We start from the raw sequence: 18,128 nt of genomic DNA on the forward strand, positions 1-18,128 counted from the left end.
AAGACTTATTTTTACAGGGAATAGGTAACCGGATAGGAAGGGGAGGACCAGCAATGAACACATTGCAGCTCATCAATTGGATTGCCTTTCTTTTTGTAACCGCTTACGCATTCTATTTGTTTGCGTATGTTGTCAAAACGCGGTACGAGTTTATAAAGCTCGGCAAGAAGGTAGAGTTTGACCACACGGTACAAGAAAGAATCAAGGCTGTGCTCATCAACGTCTTCGGACAAAAGAAACTTTTAAAAGATAAAAAAAGCGGAATCATTCATGTGATGTTCTTTTATGGATTCATCCTTGTACAGTTCGGCGCCATCGATTTTATCTGGAAAGGTCTCGCACCTGGCTCGCATCTGCCACTAGGGCCGCTTTACCCGGGCTTCACGTTCTTCCAGGAAATCGTAACGCTCATGATCCTCATCGCGGTCGTTTGGGCTTTTTACCGCCGTTACGTGGAAAAGCTCGTCCGTCTGAAGCGCGGATTTAAGTCTGGCCTCGTCCTTCTATTCATCGGCGGACTGATGCTGTCTGTACTCCTCGGCAATGCTGCTGAAATCATCTGGCACGATATGCCGTACGAATGGACGGCGCCAATCGCGTCAGGCTTGGCTTACTTGATCGGTTTCGTCGGAAAAACAGGCGCAGCCGTCATCTTCTTCATCTGCTGGTGGATTCACTTATTGTTCCTGCTCACGTTCCTCGTGTATGTGCCGCAGTCCAAGCACGCTCACTTGATCGCTGGCCCGCTAAACGTGTGGCTTGGCCGCAGGGATAAAGTAGGAAAGCTGTCTTCCATCAACTTTGAAGACGAGTCTCAGGAAGTATTCGGTGTGAATAAGATAGAAGAGTTCAACCAGAAGCAGCTCGTGGACCTTTATGCGTGTGTGGAGTGCGGGCGCTGTACAAATGTCTGTCCTGCGACTGGAACTGGAAAAATGCTTTCTCCGATGGACTTAATCGTTAAGCTTCGCGATCATCTGACGGAAAAAGGAGCAGTCGTTACATCCCGTACGCCGTGGATGCCGGCTTACGCATTTGCCGGAACAGCTGGAAATCAGCTCGCTTACGCTTCACGAAGCGAGGGCGCTCAGGAAACGGCAGCTGCTGGCTACGATGTTTCCATGATCGGCGACGTCATCACAGAGGAAGAAATCTGGGCGTGTACGACATGCCGCAACTGTGAAGATCAATGCCCGGTCATGAACGAGCACGTGGATAAAATCATCGACATGCGCCGTTATCTTGTGTTGACAGAAGGTAAGATGGAGAGCGACGCAAAACGCGCGATCCAGAACATCGAAAAGCAGGGTAACCCTTGGGGCATCTCGAAGAAAGAGCGCGAGAACTGGCGCGACCTTCGTGATGATGTTCATATCCCGACGGTAAAAGAGATGGAAAAAGCGGGAGAGGAATTCGAGTACCTGTTCTGGGTAAGCTCGATGGGCTCTTACGACAACCGCAGCCAAAAGATCGCGCTGTCGCTGGCGAACATCATGAACGCAGCAGGCATCAAGTTTGCGATTCTTGGAAACAAGGAAAAGAACTCTGGCGATACGCCTCGCCGTCTCGGAAACGAATTCCTTTATCAAGAGATGGCAGCAGCAAACGTGGCGCTGTTTGAAAAGCATAACGTGAAAAAGATCATCACGATCGACCCTCACGCGTACAATACGTTTAAAAACGAGTATCCTGAATTCGGCTCAACGGCTGAGGTGTACCACCACACTGAGCTTCTCGCACAGTGGATTAAAGAGGGCCGCATCAAACCGACACATGCAGTGAATGAGACGATCACGTACCACGATTCCTGCTACCTCGGCCGCTATAACGAGGTATACGAACCGCCTCGCGAGATTTTAAAAGCGATTCCTGGAGTGAACCTCGTCGAGATGGACCGCAACCGCCAGAACGGCATGTGCTGCGGCGCCGGCGGAGGGCTTATGTGGACTGAAGAAAAAGCCGGTTCCCGCGTGAACGTTGCCCGTACCGAACAGGCGCTGGCCGTTAACCCGACAATGATCGGAAGCGGATGCCCGTTCTGCTTGACGATGCTGAGCGACGGAACAAAGGCGAAGGAAGTAGAAGAGCAAGTGCAGACGCTGGATGTTGTAGAAATTCTCGAAAAGTCAGTGTTCGGCAACGCAAAAGAAAAAGTGCTTCAATAATAAAAAGTGAAAGGAACCCCATGGATTGTTTTAGCCATGGGTTTCCTGCACGTTATAGATTGACTGAGCGTTCGCTCGGCTGACGGCAAAAATTTTTTCTCTGCTTTTGTAAGCGTTAACAACATTTCTTTTACTACTCAAAGGAGGTCATTATTCATGGTTCGTTCTGTCATTGTAAGCGGTGTGCGTACACCGATCGGCAAGTTTGGCGGAGGTCTCGCAACACTTACGGCATCTGATCTTGGAGGCATCGTGATCAAAGAAGCGCTGAACCGCGCAGGTGTAGCTCCTGAATCGGTAGGGGAGGTCATCATCGGAAACGTGCTTCAAGGCGGCCAGGGTCAGATCCCCTCACGGCAGGCTGCGCAAAAAGCCGGCATCCCGTGGGAAGTGAAGACGGAAACGATCAACAAAGTATGTGCGTCAGGTCTGCGCGCCATCACGATGGCTGATCAGATCATCCGTACCGGCGACGAGGAAATCATTGTGGCAGGCGGCATGGAATCAATGAGCAACGCGCCTTACCTTTTGCCAAAAGCACGCTGGGGCTTCCGCATGGGCGACGGCCAAGTGAAGGACATGATGACGCACGACGGTCTGACATGCTCATTTACAGGCGTTCACATGGGTATTTACGGAAACGATGTAGCGAAAGAACTGGAGATTTCAAGAGAAAAGCAGGATGAGTGGGCACTCCGAAGCCATGAGCTTGCTCTTGCATCTGCTGAAAAATTCGCAGAAGAAATCGTTCCGGTTCAAGTGCCGCAGCGCAAAGGAGATCCACTGACGGTGGCAGTCGATGAATCGCCAAGAAAAGGATCTTCAATTGAAGCGCTCTCTAAGCTGAAGCCTGTCTTTTCGCATGATGGCACGATTACAGCAGGGAACGCGCCAGGTGTGAATGACGGAGCTGCAGCAGTTGTCGTCATGAGCGAGGAGCGCGCGCAGAGCGAAGGAAAAGAAGTACTGGCGACAATTCTCGGACATACGGCGATCGCGGTAGAAGCGAAGGATTTCCCGAAAACACCGGGTCTTGTCATCAACGAGCTTTTAAAGAAAACAGGCAAGAAGCTGGAAGAAATCGAACTTTTTGAAATCAATGAAGCGTTCGCGGCTGTCGCACTCTCTAGTTCGGTGCTTGCAGGGTTAGATCTTGAAAGAGTGAACGTAAACGGCGGTGCTGTTGCGCTCGGACATCCGATTGGAGCGAGCGGTACGAGAATCGTGGTTTCACTGATTCATGAATTGAAGCGACGCGGCGGCGGATTGGGCATTGCCTCGATCTGCAGCGGCGGAGGCCAGGGCGACGCGATTTTAGTGGAAGTTAAATAGTGTGGGAGGCAAAGAGATGAACATACAGACAATCATGGTAATCGGCGCAGGGCAGATGGGTTCAGGAATCGCCCAGGTGTGCGCGATGGCAGGCTACAGTGTGTACTTGCACGATTTGAAGGAAGAGTTTGTTGAAAAAGGGATGAACATCGTCCATAAGAACCTTTCGCGCCAAGTGGAAAAAGGGCGGATGACTGAGGAAGAGAAGGGGGCGGTGCTTGACCGCTTAACGGCATCCACTGAGCTGAAGAACGCGGAGAAATGCGACCTGATCATCGAGGCGGTCGTGGAAAACATGGAAGTGAAAACGAACCTGTTTAAGATTCTTGATGAATTCGCACCAGAGCACGCGATTCTTGCTTCTAACACATCTTCGCTTCCGATCACAGAAATCGCAGCGGCAACAAAGCGTCCTGAAAAAGTCATCGGCATGCATTTCATGAATCCGGTACCGGTTATGAAGCTTGTAGAGATCATCCGCGGGCTGCAGACAGCAGACGAAGTATACGAAACGATCGAGGCTGTATCGCGCAAGCTTTCTAAAGTTCCGGTGGAAGTGAACGACTTCCCTGGATTCATCTCTAACCGCATCTTGATGCCGATGATCAACGAAGCAATTTTTGCCGTATATGAGGGTGTGGCGACACCAGAAGCGGTCGATGAAATTATGAAACTCGGAATGAATCATCCGATGGGGCCGCTTACGCTCGCAGATTTTATCGGATTGGATACGTGCCTTTATATTATGGAAACGCTGCATGAAGGCTTTGGCGATGACAAATACCGTCCATGCCCGTTGCTTCGCAAGTATGTGAAGGCAGGCTGGCTCGGCAAGAAATCTGGCAAAGGGTTCTACGATTATCAAGCAAACTAGCGCATCATTAGAAAAAGAGGTGGAGAGACCATGAATCTCACGTTTACAGAAGAACAGAAAATGATGCAGAAAATGGTTCGCGATTTTGCGCAAAAAGAGATCGCGCCGATCACAGAGAAAATGGATGAGACGGATCAGTTTCCGCGCGACATCATCAATAAGATGGCAGAGCTTGGATTAATGGGGATCCCGATTCCGGAAGAATACAGCGGCGCAGGGATGGATTTTACATCTTATATTATCGCGATCAATGAATTGTCCAGAGTAAGCGCGACGGTAGGCGTTATTTTGTCCGTTCATACAAGTGTCGGGACGAACCCGATCCTTTACTTCGGGAACGAAGAACAGAAGAGAAAATATATCCCGAAATTAGCGAGTGGAGAGTACTTAGGTGCGTTCGGACTGACAGAGCCGGGAGCCGGTTCTGATGCTGGCAGCTTGAGAACGAGAGCGGTAAAGCAGGGTGATCATTATATCCTGAACGGCTCGAAGATTTTTATCACGAATGCAGGCGAGGCAGACATCTACATCGTGTTCGCTTCGACTGATCCGGAAAAAGGAAGCCGCGGCATCTCAGCTTTTATCGTGGAAAAAGATACACCAGGATTCTCTGTCGGCAAAAAAGAGAAAAAGATGGGGATGAACGGATCCAACACATGCGAGATCGTGTTCGATAACGCGAAAGTTCCGGCAGAAAACCTGCTCGGAGAGGAAGGCATCGGGTTCAAAATCGCGATGAGCAACCTTGATGCAGGACGCATCGGTATCGCGGCGCAATCTCTCGGCATAGCAGAAGCCGCGCTACAGCAGGCAGTAGCTTACAGCAAAGAGCGCAAGCAGTTCGGCAAAGCGATCGGAGCGCAGCAGGGAATCGCGTTCAAGTTAGCAGACATGGCGACAGAGGTCGAAGCATCAAAGCTTCTCACATACCGCGCGGCGAACCTGAAAACGCTCGGGCAGCCATGCGGAACAGAAGCATCCATGGCGAAACTTTTCGCTTCAACAACTGCGATGAAGTCGGCGATCGAGGCGATCCAGGTGCACGGCGGCTATGGCTATACGAAGGAATACCCGGTCGAGCGGCTGTTCCGTGACGCGAAGGTATGCGAGATCTACGAAGGAACGAGCGAGATTCAGAGGATGGTTATTTCGAAGGATTTGCTTGGGTAAAGATTTTCTTGTGGGGTACGGTACGCTGAGTACCGTACCCCGGTGAAAGAACGGTTGCTCGCTGCAAATAAAATAGTTTTCGCGCAAATAACGGTGTCGAAAAATAAATAGAAAATTTGACTTGCAAACAAATTTTCAGATCTGCAAATAAAGGTGTCAGATTTGCAATTAAATAACTCGAATTCGCAAATAAAACTCCCAGATTCGCAAATAAAACTAATTTAAGCTTCAACAAACGTGGTTCCGGGGGTACGGTACCCCTGGTACCGGACCCCGGAACTCCTAACAACACAAAAACAAACAGAACAGGCTGGTGACGATATGTTTTTTAAGCTTTCTGAAGAGCATGAGATGATTCGTAAGATGGTTCGCGATTTTGCGAAGAATGAGGTAGAACCGACGGCGGCTGAGCGTGACGAGGAAGAGCGTTTTGACCGTGCGATTTTTGACCAGATGGGCGAGCTTGGCCTTTGTGGTATTCCGTGGCCGGAAGAGTACGGCGGAATCGGCGGAGACTATCTTGGATATGTCATCGCAGTAGAAGAACTATCGCGTGTGTGTGCATCTGTAGGTGTTACGCTATCGGCTCATACATCGCTTGCCGGCTGGCCGATCTTCAAGTTCGGTAACGAAGAGCAGAAACAGAAGTTCCTTCGTCCGATGGCAGAAGGAAAGAAAATCGGGGCGTACGGTTTGACTGAAGCGGGATCTGGTTCTGATGCTTCCAACATGAAGACGGTGGCGAAGAAAGACGGCGACCATTATATCCTGAACGGTGCAAAGATTTTCATCACTAATGCAGGCGACGCAGAAATCTACGTTGTTTTTGCGAGAACAGATATCGAAGCGGGATATAAAGGCGTTTCAGCTTTTATCGTGGAAAAAGGAACTCCGGGCTTCTCGTTCGGAAAGAAAGAAAAGAAGCTTGGCATTCGTTCATCCCCAACTCTCGAGATCATTTTCGAGGATTGCAGAGTACCGGCTGAAAACCTTCTTGGAAATGAAGGAGACGGCTTTAAGATCGCGATGATGACACTTGACGGCGGACGTAACGGTATCGCGGCGCAGGCTGTCGGTATCGCACAAGGTGCGCTTGATGCAGCGACTGGCTACGCGAAGGAGCGCAAGCAGTTCGGCAAGCCGATCGGTGCGAACCAAGGGATCGGATTTAAATTAGCTGATATGGCGACAAAGATTGAAGCAGCAAGACTGTTAACCTACCAGGCGGCTTGGAGAGAGTCAGAAGGCATGCCGTACGGAAAAGAGTCGGCGATGTCTAAGCTGTTCGCGGGCGATATCGCGATGGAAGTGACGACGGATGCTGTTCAGGTGTTCGGCGGATACGGCTATACGAAGGATTATCCGGTCGAGCGCTACATGCGTGATGCGAAAATCACTCAGATCTATGAAGGAACACAGGAGATTCAAAGACTCGTTATCTCGAAAATGCTTTTAAAGGATTGATATCAGTGGATACCATGCACCCATTAGCACAGCGTATACAGCAAAAAGAAGAGCGCGCTCTCGCCAGGGCCATAACGCTTGTGGAAAACAATGCGCCTGATAAGCTCGAGCTCTTAAAAAGCATCTATCCGCTGCAAAAAGGGGCGCACTGGATCGGCATTACAGGGTCGCCGGGAGCGGGTAAAAGTTCGCTTGTTAACCGGCTGATCTCGCTGCTTCGGAAAAAAGGGATGACGGTCGGCGTGGTAGCGGTCGATCCGACGAGTCCTTTCAGCGGAGGCGCAATCCTCGGCGACCGGGTACGAATGGAACAGCATTTTACCGACAGCGGCGTTTTTATCCGAAGCATGGGGACGAGGGGGAGCCTTGGGGGGCTCGCCCGGACGGCGAAGGAAACGGTACGGCTTATGGACGCTTACGGATTTGATGTGATTTTAATCGAGACGGTCGGGGTCGGACAGTCAGAGCTCGACATTATGAAACTTGCACACTCGACTGCTGTCGTCTTGAACCCGGGAAGCGGCGATGTGATTCAAGTGTTCAAAGCCGGAATTATGGAAATCGCCGATCTGTTCGTCGTGAACAAGGCTGACATGCCAGGAGTTCCAAAGCTGCTCGCGGAAATTGAAGCGATGCTTGACCTCGTCAAGCACGATGCTGATTACCGGCCGCCAGTTGTTCAGACGATTTCGACCGAGAACAAAGGACTTGAAGAGCTATGGACAGCACTTGTTGCGCACCGTGAATACCTTGTACAAAGCGGCGAGGGAAAGAAACGAAGAAATCAGAACCTGCAGCAGGAAGTGATCGAGGTCGTGCAGCATGAATTGTATCAGCAGATCTGGCGGCAGGAGGAAGAGCGGGGATTCTCATGGCTCGAGCCGCTTTTACAAGGAAAGACAGACCCTTACTCAGCAGCTGAGAGCATCATGAAAGGCAAGGCAGAAGCGCCAACCGGAAATGAGGGATAGCACTTGGGCAAAAAAGAAGTGCCGTCGCTGGTAAAGGACGAGAAACTGATCAAAAAGCGGCGGGAAGAGATGGTGAAGGCGGCGGTTTCGCTTTTTAAAGAAAACGGCTTTCACCGCACAACAACGCGCGAAATCGCAAAAGCGTCAGGGTTCAGCATCGGCACCCTGTATGAATATATCCGTTCTAAGGAAGACATTCTGTACCTCGTCTGTGACAGCATTTATGACGGGGTAAAAGAACGGCTGAACGAGGAAATGTCGTCGTCGGGCAATACGGCCGAAGACGTTAAGGCTGCCGTGACGGCCTATTTTAAAGTGATGGATGAGATGCAGGACGAGGTTCTGGTCATGTATCAGGAGGTTAAATCTCTTTCGCACGAGGCGCTGCCTTATGTGCTGAAAAAAGAGATCGAGATGACAGCGATGTTCGAGGGACTGCTGCTGCAGGCGCGCGAGAACAACGAACTGTCACTTTCAAAGCAGGAAGTGAAAGCAGCAGCACATAACATTCTCATTCAGGGACAGATGTGGACGTTCAGGCGGTGGATTCTGCAGAAGCTCTACACACTCGAAGAATACACGGACATTCAGATCAAACTCCTGTTTGACGGGATCAGAAGGGAAGGATAGCGATGAGTCAATCAGCGGTATACAAACCAAAGCATGCGGTTCGTTTTGTAACGGCTTCAAGCTTATTCGACGGACACGATGCATCGATTAACATTATGCGCCGCATCCTGCAGGGAAGCGGAGCGGAGGTTATCCACCTAGGACATAACCGTTCAGTGGATGAAGTGGTCAGCGCGGCGATCCAGGAAGACGTTCAGGGGATCGCGATCTCCTCTTATCAAGGGGGGCATGTTGAGTATTTTAAATACATGATCGATCTGTTAAAAGAAAGAGGCGCAGGACACATCAAGGTGTTCGGAGGCGGAGGCGGCGTAATCATACCGCCGGAAATCAAAGAGCTGCACGCGTACGGCGTGACGCGCATTTTCTCGCCAGAAGACGGCCGTGTAAACGGGCTGCAGGGCATGATCGATTTTATGATGGAGCAATGCGATTTTCCGACCGTTACGGGTCTTACTGATGAAGTCGAGAAGCTGGCAGACCGTGATTCTCGTGCTGTCGCAAGGCTGATTACGCTAGCTGAAAACTTGAAGACCGCGCCGGAAGAGATCGCGGCGACCGCTGAAGGTATTCTCGATCAGGTAAAATCGCTGCAGAAAACGGTTCCTGTTCTCGGAATTACCGGAACGGGCGGAGCGGGGAAGAGCTCGCTGACTGACGAGCTTGTGCGCAGATTTTTATATGAATTGAAGGATCAGACGGTGGCGATCATCTCAATTGATCCGACGAAACAGAAGACTGGCGGAGCGCTGCTTGGCGACCGTATCCGCATGAACGCGATCTACCATCCGCGAGTGTATATGCGCAGTCTGGCAACGCGCGGTTCAAGATCTGAGCTGTCAGCGGCAGTTGCGGATGCAATCGCGGTAACGAAGGCGGCAGGCTACGATCTGATAATCGTAGAAACGAGCGGTATCGGCCAGGGCGACGCGGGCATTACCGAGATTTCGGATGTATCGATGTATGTGATGACAAGCGAGTTCGGTGCGCCGTCACAGCTTGAGAAGATCGACATGATCGATTATGCGGACTTGATCGCGATCAACAAGTTTGAGCGCAAAGGTTCTGAGGACGCGCTTCGCGATGTGAAGAAGCAGTATCAGCGCTCACGCCAATGGTTTGAGCGTGATTTGGATGAGATGCCGGTATTCGGTACGATCGCATCTCAGTTTAACGATGCGGGCACGAATGTACTTTTCTCAGCGCTAATCCGTACGATTCAGGAAAAATGCGGTGTGAACTGGGGCGTTCAGGCTGCGGCTGACGCGATGACAGCGAAAAAGAACGTCATTATTCCTGGCGAACGCGCACAGTACTTGAACGATATCGCACAGACAGTAAGGCGTTATCATACTTCGATCGAAGAACAGTCGAAACTCGCACGCAAAAGCTACCAGCTGAAGGGCACGCTTGAAACGGTAAAAGAGTACGATGCAGCGGGCAACGAGGTTGTGGAAGCACTTGAAGCGACACGCGTGAAGGTGGAAGAGAGTCTGCTTCCGGCGACGAAGAAGACGATCGAGAACTGGCCGAAGCTGAAAGAGATGTACAGCGGCAAGGAGCTTGTCACGAAGATCCGCGACAAGGAAATCCGTACAGAGCTGACGACAAAGAGCTTGTCTGGCCTCGACATCCCGAAAGTGGCACTGCCGAAGTTTGAGGACTGGGGCGAGATCGTTAAGTGGATCATGAAGGAGAACGTGCCAGGTTACTTCCCTTACACAGCGGGAGTGTTCCCGTTCAAGCGTAAAGGTGAAGATCCGAAGCGCCAGTTTGCAGGAGAAGGAACGCCTGAGCGCACGAACCGCCGTTTCCACTACTTATCGAAAGACGATGATGCGAAACGCCTGTCTACAGCGTTTGACTCTGTCACGCTTTATGGCGAAGACCCAGATTACCGTCCGGACATTTACGGAAAAATCGGGGAAAGCGGTGTGAGCATCTGTACGCTCGAAGACATGCAAAAGCTTTATGACGGCTTTGACTTGATCGCCCCGAGCACATCGGTTTCGATGACGATCAACGGTCCGGCTCCGATCATCCTCGCGATGTTCATGAACACGGCGATCATACAGCAGCTGAAGGCATTTGAAGAGAAAAACGGCCGCCAGCCAAATGAACAGGAGCGCCAGGATATCGTGGCATATACGCTGTCTTCTGTCCGGGGCACGGTACAGGCGGATATATTAAAAGAAGATCAAGGGCAGAACACATGCATCTTCTCGACTGAGTTCGCGCTCCGCATGATGGGCGACATTCAGCAATATTTTATCGACCATAAAGTGCGCAACTATTACAGCGTTTCGATTTCGGGCTATCATATCGCTGAAGCTGGCGCTAACCCGATCTCACAGCTGGCGTTCACGCTAGCGAACGGCTTCACATATGTCGAGTACTATTTAAGCCGCGGTATGAAGATCGATGACTTTGCACCGAACCTGTCGTTCTTCTTCTCGAACGGTCTTGATCCGGAATACTCTGTTATCGGCCGTGTGGCACGCCGCATCTGGGCGTCTGTCATGCGCGATAAATACGGTGCGAACGAACGAAGCCAGAAGCTGAAGTACCATATCCAGACTTCAGGCCGCTCGCTTCACGCGCAGGAGATCGATTTTAACGATATCCGCACAACGCTTCAGGCATTGATGGCATTGTATGATAACTGTAACTCACTCCACACGAACTCGTATGACGAAGCGATCACGACGCCGACGGAAGAATCTGTCCGCCGCGCCATGGCAATCCAGCTCATTATCACGAAGGAGCTTGGCTTGGCTCGCAACGAGAACTCGCTTCAAGGATCGTTCATTATCGAAGAGCTGACGGATCTAGTAGAAGAGATGGTGCTTCAGGAATTTGAACGAATCAACGCAAGAGGCGGCGTTCTCGGCGCGATGGAAACGCAGTATCAGCGCGGAAAGATTCAGGAAGAGTCAATGTACTACGAAATGAAGAAACACGACGGCTCGTTCCCAATCATCGGCGTGAACACGTACCTGAACCCGAATCCGCCGACAGACGAGGAGTTCAACATGCAGCTCGCACGTGCGACAAAGGAAGAAAAAGAGCAGCAGATCGTAAATCTCGAAGCCTTCAAGCAAAAGCATGCGGACCAATCAGAAGAAGCACTGCAGCAGCTGAAAGACACAGCATTATCAGGCGGCAACATCTTTGAAGAGCTGATGAACACCGTCCAATACGCCTCACTCGGCCAGATCACATCCGCCTTGTACGAAGTCGGCGGTAAGTATAGAAGGAATATGTAGTACGTTTTTAGGTTAGGGGGTACGGTACCGAAGCTGAAAAATCCCTGTCACCAGAGGGATTTCAAGGTAAAGTACCGTACCCCTCTTTCTATCTGGTAGTTAAATATTTTTTATTTTAAGGGTAATGTGCTTTAACGCTGAACGAAAAGAATGCTAAGAATTGCTGCTTACATACATTGGTCCTTTCTTGGTCCTTTAATCATCTTAGATTTCTCCATTGATATAGGTTGATCGTAGTGTAAGGTGCCGACTCCAGCGGGACGAGTGGGAAGGTGAGACCCTTCAATGGCGCGTGCGACGAAGGGGCTCACCTCCCGCCCCGCGGAAAGCGTGCACCTGAAACGAAGAACAACCACTTCTCAGAATTCAAACAAAACAACCTGATTTATCAAAAACGTTATTTTTCATTCAATACTTGCAATTTTATTTTGCATAAGCTCTTGAAATTTGTTTATAATGGGGAGTATGAATCCTCTAGAATGCGCATACATGCATAAGATATATGATGGTAGAGAAGGAAAGGAAGTGCGGGCAGGGGTATGAAGACAGCTTATTCCAAAGAACAGATCATGGAAATGTCTATGGTCGAAATGACGTACGAAATTTTAAAAGAAGAAAAACAGCCTGTTCAGTTCAACGATCTAGTGAAGCGTATCGCCGAACTTAAAGAAGTATCGGAAAAAGAACTTCACAAGCGTTTGGCATTTTTCTATACAGATTTAAACATTGACGGCCGCTATGTTTCTCTTGGAGATAACAAATGGGGCTTGAAGGCTTGGTATCCAGTAGAAAGTTCTGAAGAAGAGCTCGGTGCGACAAACAAGCCGGTAAAACGCAAAAAACTCGTTGACGATGAAGACTTCGATGACTACGACGATGACTTTGAAGAAGAAGACTTCGATGAGCTTGATGTAGAAGACGAGTTCACAGCGGACGAGGACGATGATTCTGTTGACCTTGAAGAAGAGGATGACTTCGAGGATGAGGAAGAGATCGAAGAAGATGATGAAGAACTCGCCGATGAAGAAGATTTAGAGGATGAAGAAGAGTAATCCGTTTGCGTTTTTGAAAACCCCGCTGGTGCGGGGTTTTTTATTTTGTTTGTTATAGAAGATCCTGTTCAACGCCGTGGATTGATTAAAAGGTTGTCCATCCCACAAGGACAAAATAAGGAGAATGTCTTTTTGGGGTACCGTACCCCCAGCACTCCCAACAATTTTCACCGTCATTCACCCTTGACATGGATGAATGATTTCGGTAATATCATTTTTGGGCTAAACCTGTATGTGTAATTGTATAAATCGTTAATCATAAAACAAAAGTGCCCCCTGTCATTAGGGGAAGTGTCACTTTTGTTTTTTTATTTTTTATATGAACCCTGTAAACACTGTAAAGTTTGGTAATTATAAATTTAGATTTGTAATTGAGCCATTCAATATTCGATCTGGGAGGAAAGTGGACATGGCAAAGTATATTTTTGTAACGGGCGGCGTTGTCTCCTCGTTAGGTAAAGGAATTACAGCAGCTTCATTAGGACGCTTGCTTAAAAACCGCGGAGTAAAGGTGACGACTCAAAAGTTCGACCCGTACATTAACGTTGACCCGGGAACAATGAGCCCGTATCAGCATGGTGAAGTTTTCGTAACGGATGATGGTGCGGAAACAGACTTAGACCTTGGCCACTATGAGCGTTTTATCGACATCAACCTGAATAAGTACAGCTCTGTAACAACAGGTAAGATCTATTCTACGGTTCTTCGCAAAGAGCGCCGCGGGGAGTACCTTGGCGGAACGGTTCAGGTTATCCCTCATGTAACGAATGAGATCAAAGAACGCATCCAGCGTGCAGGCCGCGAGACAAACGCGGATGTTGTGATCACAGAAATCGGCGGAACAGTTGGAGACATCGAGAGTCTTCCGTTCCTTGAAGCAATCCGTCAGCTGAAGAGCGACCTTGGATCTGAAAACGTGATGTACATTCACTGTACACTTCTTCCATACATTCGTGCTGCTGGTGAAATGAAAACAAAGCCTACACAGCACAGTGTAAAAGAGCTTCGCAGCCTTGGAATTCAGCCAAACATTATCGTCGTGCGTACAGAAATGCCTGTACCGCAGGAAATGAAAGATAAGATCGGCCTATTCTGCGACATCGATCCGAAAGCTGTAATCGAAGCGCGTGACGCTGAGACGCTTTATCAGGTTCCGATCGATCTTCAAGATCAGGACATGGATGATCTCGTATGCAAGCATTTGAAGCTTGATTGCCCAGAAGCGGATATGACAGAGTGGAAGACATTGATCGACCGCGTTCTAAACTTGTCAGGTAAAGTAAAAATCGCGCTTGTCGGTAAGTACGTTTCTCTTCAAGATGCTTATATTTCAGTTGTAGAATCTCTCCGCCACGCGGGCTACCAGTTCGATGCGGATATCGATATTGATTGGATTAACTCAGAAGATGTGACGGCAGAAAACGTGAACGAATTGCTTAAGGATGCAGATGGAGTACTCGTTCCTGGCGGCTTCGGCGACCGTGGTGTAGAAGGAAAAATCCTTGCTACGCAATACGCGCGTGAAAACAACGTTCCGTTCCTCGGAATCTGCTTAGGGATGCAGCTTGCATCCGTAGAATTTGCCCGCAACGTGCTCGGTCTTGATGGTGCACACTCTTCTGAGCTAAACCCGGAAACGAAATACCCGGTTATCGACCTTCTTCCAGAACAGAAGGATGTAGAAGATCTTGGCGGAACTCTTCGTCTTGGCCTGCAGCCTTGTAAGCTGAAAGAAAACACAAAAGCTTTCGACGCATACAAAGATGAAGTTATCTACGAGCGTCACCGCCACCGTTATGAGTTTAACAACGAATACCGTGAGCAGATGGAAGCGAAAGGCTTTGTGTTCTCAGGAACATCTCCTGATGGACGCCTTGTTGAAGTGATCGAGATCAAGGATCATCCTTGGTTCGTTGCTTCCCAGTTCCACCCAGAATTCACATCTCGCCCAACACGTCCGCAGCCGCTGTTCCGCGACTTCATCGGCGCTGTTGTACAGATGAAAAAATAAGCATAAAGAAAAAGGGGGTCCGGTACCCAGACAGGAAATGCGGCGTGTTCGCCGCATTCCTGTCTGGTAGTACCGGACCCCCATCTTTTTTTAGATTTCCTCCAGATACTCACTGACGGTGATATGCAATGCCTGATAGACATACAAGCCGCAGATGGCAGATGGCAGGGCTGTGCGAGTGCCGTCGTCCTGCGGGATAAGACCTCGGACCGCTTTCGTATCTAAGACAACGTCATATGGCAGAGAATCCAGATCGGTACCTTTTTCAGCTGCGCCGATGAATATCGTCCTCGTACCGGCTTCTCGCGCTGCTCCTGCGATGGCGGCGGACTTTTCGCATGCAGCAAAACGCGCACTCACGATGACTGTGTCCATCGCGGTTAAGGCAGTTTTTTCATCGTAAAAATGACTGGATGGTATAGCGTTTGGTCCAGTTACACCTTCATAGGCAACCGCCATCATTTCATCTGTGCCGTGAAAATAAACCGTTCCGTCAGAGACAAGAGATTGAGCGAGCAAGCGGGCTGCGTCCTCCACAGCCTCTTCGCTGGATTTTTCGATGTTTTGAAAAATTCCTGCCAGCTGTGTGCTGAAAATTTTAAGCATGTTAAATAACCTCCGAACTTGTAAAGAACTGAATGAGCCTTTTTAGTATACTGAAAATGGTTGGATATTTCACATAATCCAGAAGGAAAAAACTAGAATAGGGCGAATAGTTAAGAGATGAACTATAAAAACAAGAATACTCAAATTTAAAATAGAGGTGGGTCAGCATGGAAGGAAAAATTTTGATTGTTGATGACCAGTATGGCATTAGAATATTGCTGAACGAAATTTTCCAAAAAGAAGGATATAAGACGTATCAGGCGGCCAATGGCGTCCAGGCGCTTTCAATCGTTGAAAAAGAAGCGCCGCACCTGGTGATTCTGGATATGAAGATTCCAGGAATGGACGGTCTGGAGATCCTTCGCCGTGTTAAAAAACACGATGAAGGGATTCAAGTAATCATCATGACAGCGTATGGCGAGCTCGACATGATTCATGAAGCGATGAAGCTTGGGGCGATCACTCATTTTGCAAAGCCTTTCGATATCGATGAGATTCGTGCTGCGGTCAGGAAAGAACTACCACTTCCTGAAAAATCGTCTTAAAAAGGAAAAAGTCCCGCCACTCCGCAAATGATAGCGTTTGCACCCGAAAACGTTGATTTGTTGCGGTTTTCAGGCTGTATTGGTATGCTATAATAGGTTTGAAAACAGACATGTCCAGGTGTTTATTTGCTGTGCCGCGATGGGTAAAGTATATAATGTGTTATTTATTCGTTGTGGTCCGGCGGCAGACATTCCGGACAAAACTATACAATCGGCTATCAGCCGGATCGTACCAATATACCAAGGAGGACTTTCACATGCCTTTAGTTTCAATGAAAGAAATGCTAGAAAAAGCAAAAGCAGAAGGTTATGCGGTAGGACAATTCAATCTAAATAACCTCGAGTTTACTCAGGCTATTTTAAAGGCGGCTCAAGAGGAGAAGTCTCCAGTCATTCTTGGAGTATCCGAAGGTGCTGCTCGTTATATGGGCGGATTCAAGCTTGTTGTAAGCATGGTAAAAGCTCTTATGGAAGAATATAAAGTAACAGTTCCTGTTGCGATTCACCTTGACCACGGTTCAAGCTTCCAAAAGTGTGCTGAAGCGATTCACGCAGGATTCACTTCTGTTATGATCGACGGATCTCACCACCCGCTGGAAGAGAACATCGAACTTACTAAGAAAGTGGTTGAGCTTGCACATATCCACGGCGTTTCTGTTGAAGCAGAACTTGGCCGCATCGGCGGACAAGAAGATGATCTAGTGGTAGAAGATGCGGATGCAGCTTATGCGATCCCTTCTGAATGTGACCAGCTTGTTCGCGAAACAGGCGTTGACTGCTTCGCTCCTGCACTTGGTTCTGTTCACGGACCTTACAAGGGCGAGCCTAACCTTGGCTTCGACCGCATGAAGGAAGTTATGGAATTGACTGGTGTACCGCTTGTTCTTCACGGCGGAACTGGAATTCCTACAAAAGACATCCAAAAAGCGATCTCTCTTGGAACAGCTAAAATCAACGTAAACACAGAAAACCAGATTTCTTCTCACAACGCTGTGAAAGAATACGTTACGGCTAACCCTGGCAAATACGACCCTCGTTCGTACTTGACTGCGGCGCGTGATGCGATTCAAACGACAGTTCAAGGGAAGATGCGCGAGTTTGGTTCTTCAAACAGAGCGTAAGCTAACGTAACCTATACAAAACAATGAAGGAAACCGCCTATACTTTATAGGCGGTTTCATTTACAATGGTGGAGTATGCAAGAGAATGCCGGACTAAGACAGCGTAGAAAGCCGGCTTTAGTGAAACAATAATATCGTTCAGTAAGGACAGCAACTTAACTAATTGAAGGAGAGGATTCCTTTTGAAATTCTTTATTGATACCGCTAACATCGATGAAATCCGCGAGGCTCATGCCCTTGGAATTCTTGCAGGTGTAACGACAAACCCATCGCTAGTAGCGAAAGAAAAAGGCGTGAACTTCCAAGACCGTCTGCGCGAGATCACTGAGCTTGTATCCGGATCTGTCAGTGCAGAGGTGAATGGAACAACTTACGAAGAAATGGTGAGTGAAGGGAAAGAGCTTGCAGCGATCGCCCCTAACATCACGGTAAAAGTTCCGATGACGGTTGACGGTTTGAAAGCTGTTAAGACGTTCAGCGACAACAACATCAAAACAAACGTGACCCTTATTTTCTCAGCTAACCAGGCACTTCTTGCAGCGCGTGCGGGAGCGACTTACGTATCTCCGTTCCTCGGTCGTCTTGACGACATCGGCCAGGACGGCTTGGAGCTGATCTCACAGATCGCGCAAATTTTCGCGATTCACGACATTCCGTCTGAGATTATTGCAGCGTCTATCCGCCATCCGATTCACGTGACGGAAGCTGCTTTAAGAGGAGCACATATCGCAACAGTTCCTCCGTCTGTCATTCATGGACTCATGAAGCATCCTCTGACTGATCAGGGAATCGAGAAGTTCTTAGCGGACTATAAAGCTTCACAGCAAGGATAATAACTTCTAATGGACCTGTAATACAGGTGAAAATAGAACAACTAAGCGGCTGGTGCTTTCTTTTATAGAAGGCACTCTCCGCTCTTTG

Annotated in this window: 14 protein-coding genes; 13 read left to right on the forward strand and 1 reads right to left on the reverse strand. The window is 49.0% G+C overall.

The window, feature by feature from the left end; translation table 11 throughout:
• Nucleotides 1–53 precede the first annotated feature (53 nt).
• The 10 genes from CGZ90_RS12015 (at nt 54) to pyrG (ending at nt 14,935) form a co-directional block, all read left to right on the forward strand.
• A complete protein-coding gene (locus CGZ90_RS12015) occupies nt 54–2,165 on the forward strand; it encodes a (Fe-S)-binding protein (protein ID WP_094252747.1) in 2,112 nt (703 codons plus the stop codon).
• Between the two features lie 156 nt (nt 2,166–2,321).
• The gene (locus tag CGZ90_RS12020; RefSeq protein WP_094252748.1) at nt 2,322–3,497 is read left to right on the forward strand and encodes an acetyl-CoA C-acetyltransferase; all 1,176 of its coding nucleotides are present in this window, start codon (nt 2,322–2,324) and stop codon (nt 3,495–3,497) included.
• Between the two features lie 16 nt (nt 3,498–3,513).
• Nucleotides 3,514–4,371, forward strand: a complete 858-nt coding sequence (locus tag CGZ90_RS12025; protein WP_094252749.1) for a 3-hydroxybutyryl-CoA dehydrogenase — start codon at nt 3,514–3,516, stop codon at nt 4,369–4,371.
• 30 nt (nt 4,372–4,401) lie between these two features.
• The gene (locus CGZ90_RS12030) at nt 4,402–5,541 is read left to right on the forward strand and encodes an acyl-CoA dehydrogenase (protein WP_094252750.1); all 1,140 of its coding nucleotides are present in this window, start codon (nt 4,402–4,404) and stop codon (nt 5,539–5,541) included.
• A gap of 321 nt (nt 5,542–5,862) precedes the next feature.
• A complete protein-coding gene (locus CGZ90_RS12035) occupies nt 5,863–7,005 on the forward strand; it encodes an acyl-CoA dehydrogenase (protein WP_094252751.1) in 1,143 nt (380 codons plus the stop codon).
• Between the two features lie 14 nt (nt 7,006–7,019).
• The gene (meaB, locus tag CGZ90_RS12040) at nt 7,020–7,976 is read left to right on the forward strand and encodes a methylmalonyl Co-A mutase-associated GTPase MeaB (protein WP_094253123.1); all 957 of its coding nucleotides are present in this window, start codon (nt 7,020–7,022) and stop codon (nt 7,974–7,976) included.
• A 3-nt stretch (nt 7,977–7,979) separates the two neighbouring features.
• Nucleotides 7,980–8,606: a TetR/AcrR family transcriptional regulator gene (locus CGZ90_RS12045; RefSeq protein ID WP_094252752.1), complete on the forward strand. Its 627-nt coding sequence runs from the start codon at nt 7,980–7,982 to the stop codon at nt 8,604–8,606.
• A gap of 2 nt (nt 8,607–8,608) precedes the next feature.
• Nucleotides 8,609–11,872 (forward strand): fused isobutyryl-CoA mutase/GTPase IcmF, encoded by a 3,264-nt coding sequence (icmF, locus tag CGZ90_RS12050; RefSeq protein ID WP_094252753.1) that lies wholly within the window; start codon nt 8,609–8,611, stop codon nt 11,870–11,872.
• Between the two features lie 539 nt (nt 11,873–12,411).
• Nucleotides 12,412–12,924 carry a DNA-directed RNA polymerase subunit delta gene (gene rpoE, locus CGZ90_RS12055; protein ID WP_094252754.1) on the forward strand — a complete coding sequence of 171 codons (513 nt, stop codon included), beginning with the start codon at nt 12,412–12,414 and terminating at the stop codon, nt 12,922–12,924.
• A 409-nt stretch (nt 12,925–13,333) separates the two neighbouring features.
• Nucleotides 13,334–14,935, forward strand: coding sequence for a CTP synthase (pyrG, locus tag CGZ90_RS12065; RefSeq protein ID WP_094252756.1), 1,602 nt, complete (start codon nt 13,334–13,336; stop codon nt 14,933–14,935).
• A gap of 90 nt (nt 14,936–15,025) precedes the next feature.
• Here pyrG and CGZ90_RS12070 read toward each other — a convergent pair whose 3' ends face one another.
• Entirely contained in the window at nt 15,026–15,541 is a 516-nt protein-coding gene (locus CGZ90_RS12070; protein WP_094252757.1) for a DUF2529 family protein, read from the reverse strand.
• A 167-nt stretch (nt 15,542–15,708) separates the two neighbouring features.
• Here CGZ90_RS12070 and CGZ90_RS12075 point away from each other — a divergent pair, with 167 nt between their 5' ends.
• The 3 genes from CGZ90_RS12075 (at nt 15,709) to fsa (ending at nt 18,040) form a co-directional block, all read left to right on the forward strand.
• Nucleotides 15,709–16,086 carry a response regulator gene (locus CGZ90_RS12075; protein WP_094252758.1) on the forward strand — a complete coding sequence of 126 codons (378 nt, stop codon included), beginning with the start codon at nt 15,709–15,711 and terminating at the stop codon, nt 16,084–16,086.
• 257 nt (nt 16,087–16,343) lie between these two features.
• Nucleotides 16,344–17,207 (forward strand): class II fructose-1,6-bisphosphate aldolase, encoded by an 864-nt coding sequence (gene fba, locus CGZ90_RS12080; protein WP_094252759.1) that lies wholly within the window; start codon nt 16,344–16,346, stop codon nt 17,205–17,207.
• Nucleotides 17,208–17,389: 182 nt separating this feature from the next.
• A complete protein-coding gene (fsa, locus tag CGZ90_RS12085) occupies nt 17,390–18,040 on the forward strand; it encodes a fructose-6-phosphate aldolase (RefSeq protein ID WP_094252760.1) in 651 nt (216 codons plus the stop codon).
• Nucleotides 18,041–18,128 lie beyond the last annotated feature (88 nt).

The sequence above is a fragment of the Fictibacillus aquaticus genome (assembly GCF_002245695.1).
GTDB classification, from domain to species: Bacteria; Bacillota; Bacilli; order Bacillales; family Fictibacillaceae; genus Fictibacillus; species Fictibacillus aquaticus.

Excerpts from the sequence above, each read along its gene's own strand:
- CGZ90_RS12015 (WP_094252747.1), top strand. The coding sequence starts at position 54 with ATGAACACATTGCAGCTCATCAATTGGATTGCCTTTCTTTTTGTAACC.
- CGZ90_RS12020 (WP_094252748.1), top strand. The coding sequence starts at position 2,322 with ATGGTTCGTTCTGTCATTGTAAGCGGTGTGCGTACACCGATCGGCAAG.
- CGZ90_RS12025 (WP_094252749.1), top strand. The coding sequence starts at position 3,514 with ATGAACATACAGACAATCATGGTAATCGGCGCAGGGCAGATGGGTTCA.
- CGZ90_RS12030 (WP_094252750.1), top strand. The coding sequence starts at position 4,402 with ATGAATCTCACGTTTACAGAAGAACAGAAAATGATGCAGAAAATGGTT.
- CGZ90_RS12035 (WP_094252751.1), top strand. The coding sequence starts at position 5,863 with ATGTTTTTTAAGCTTTCTGAAGAGCATGAGATGATTCGTAAGATGGTT.
- meaB (WP_094253123.1), top strand. The coding sequence starts at position 7,020 with ATGCACCCATTAGCACAGCGTATACAGCAAAAAGAAGAGCGCGCTCTC.
- icmF (WP_094252753.1), top strand. The coding sequence starts at position 8,609 with ATGAGTCAATCAGCGGTATACAAACCAAAGCATGCGGTTCGTTTTGTA.
- rpoE (WP_094252754.1), top strand. The coding sequence starts at position 12,412 with ATGAAGACAGCTTATTCCAAAGAACAGATCATGGAAATGTCTATGGTC.
- pyrG (WP_094252756.1), top strand. The coding sequence starts at position 13,334 with ATGGCAAAGTATATTTTTGTAACGGGCGGCGTTGTCTCCTCGTTAGGT.
- CGZ90_RS12070 (WP_094252757.1), bottom strand. The coding sequence starts at position 15,541 with ATGCTTAAAATTTTCAGCACACAGCTGGCAGGAATTTTTCAAAACATC.
- CGZ90_RS12075 (WP_094252758.1), top strand. The coding sequence starts at position 15,709 with ATGGAAGGAAAAATTTTGATTGTTGATGACCAGTATGGCATTAGAATA.
- fba (WP_094252759.1), top strand. The coding sequence starts at position 16,344 with ATGCCTTTAGTTTCAATGAAAGAAATGCTAGAAAAAGCAAAAGCAGAA.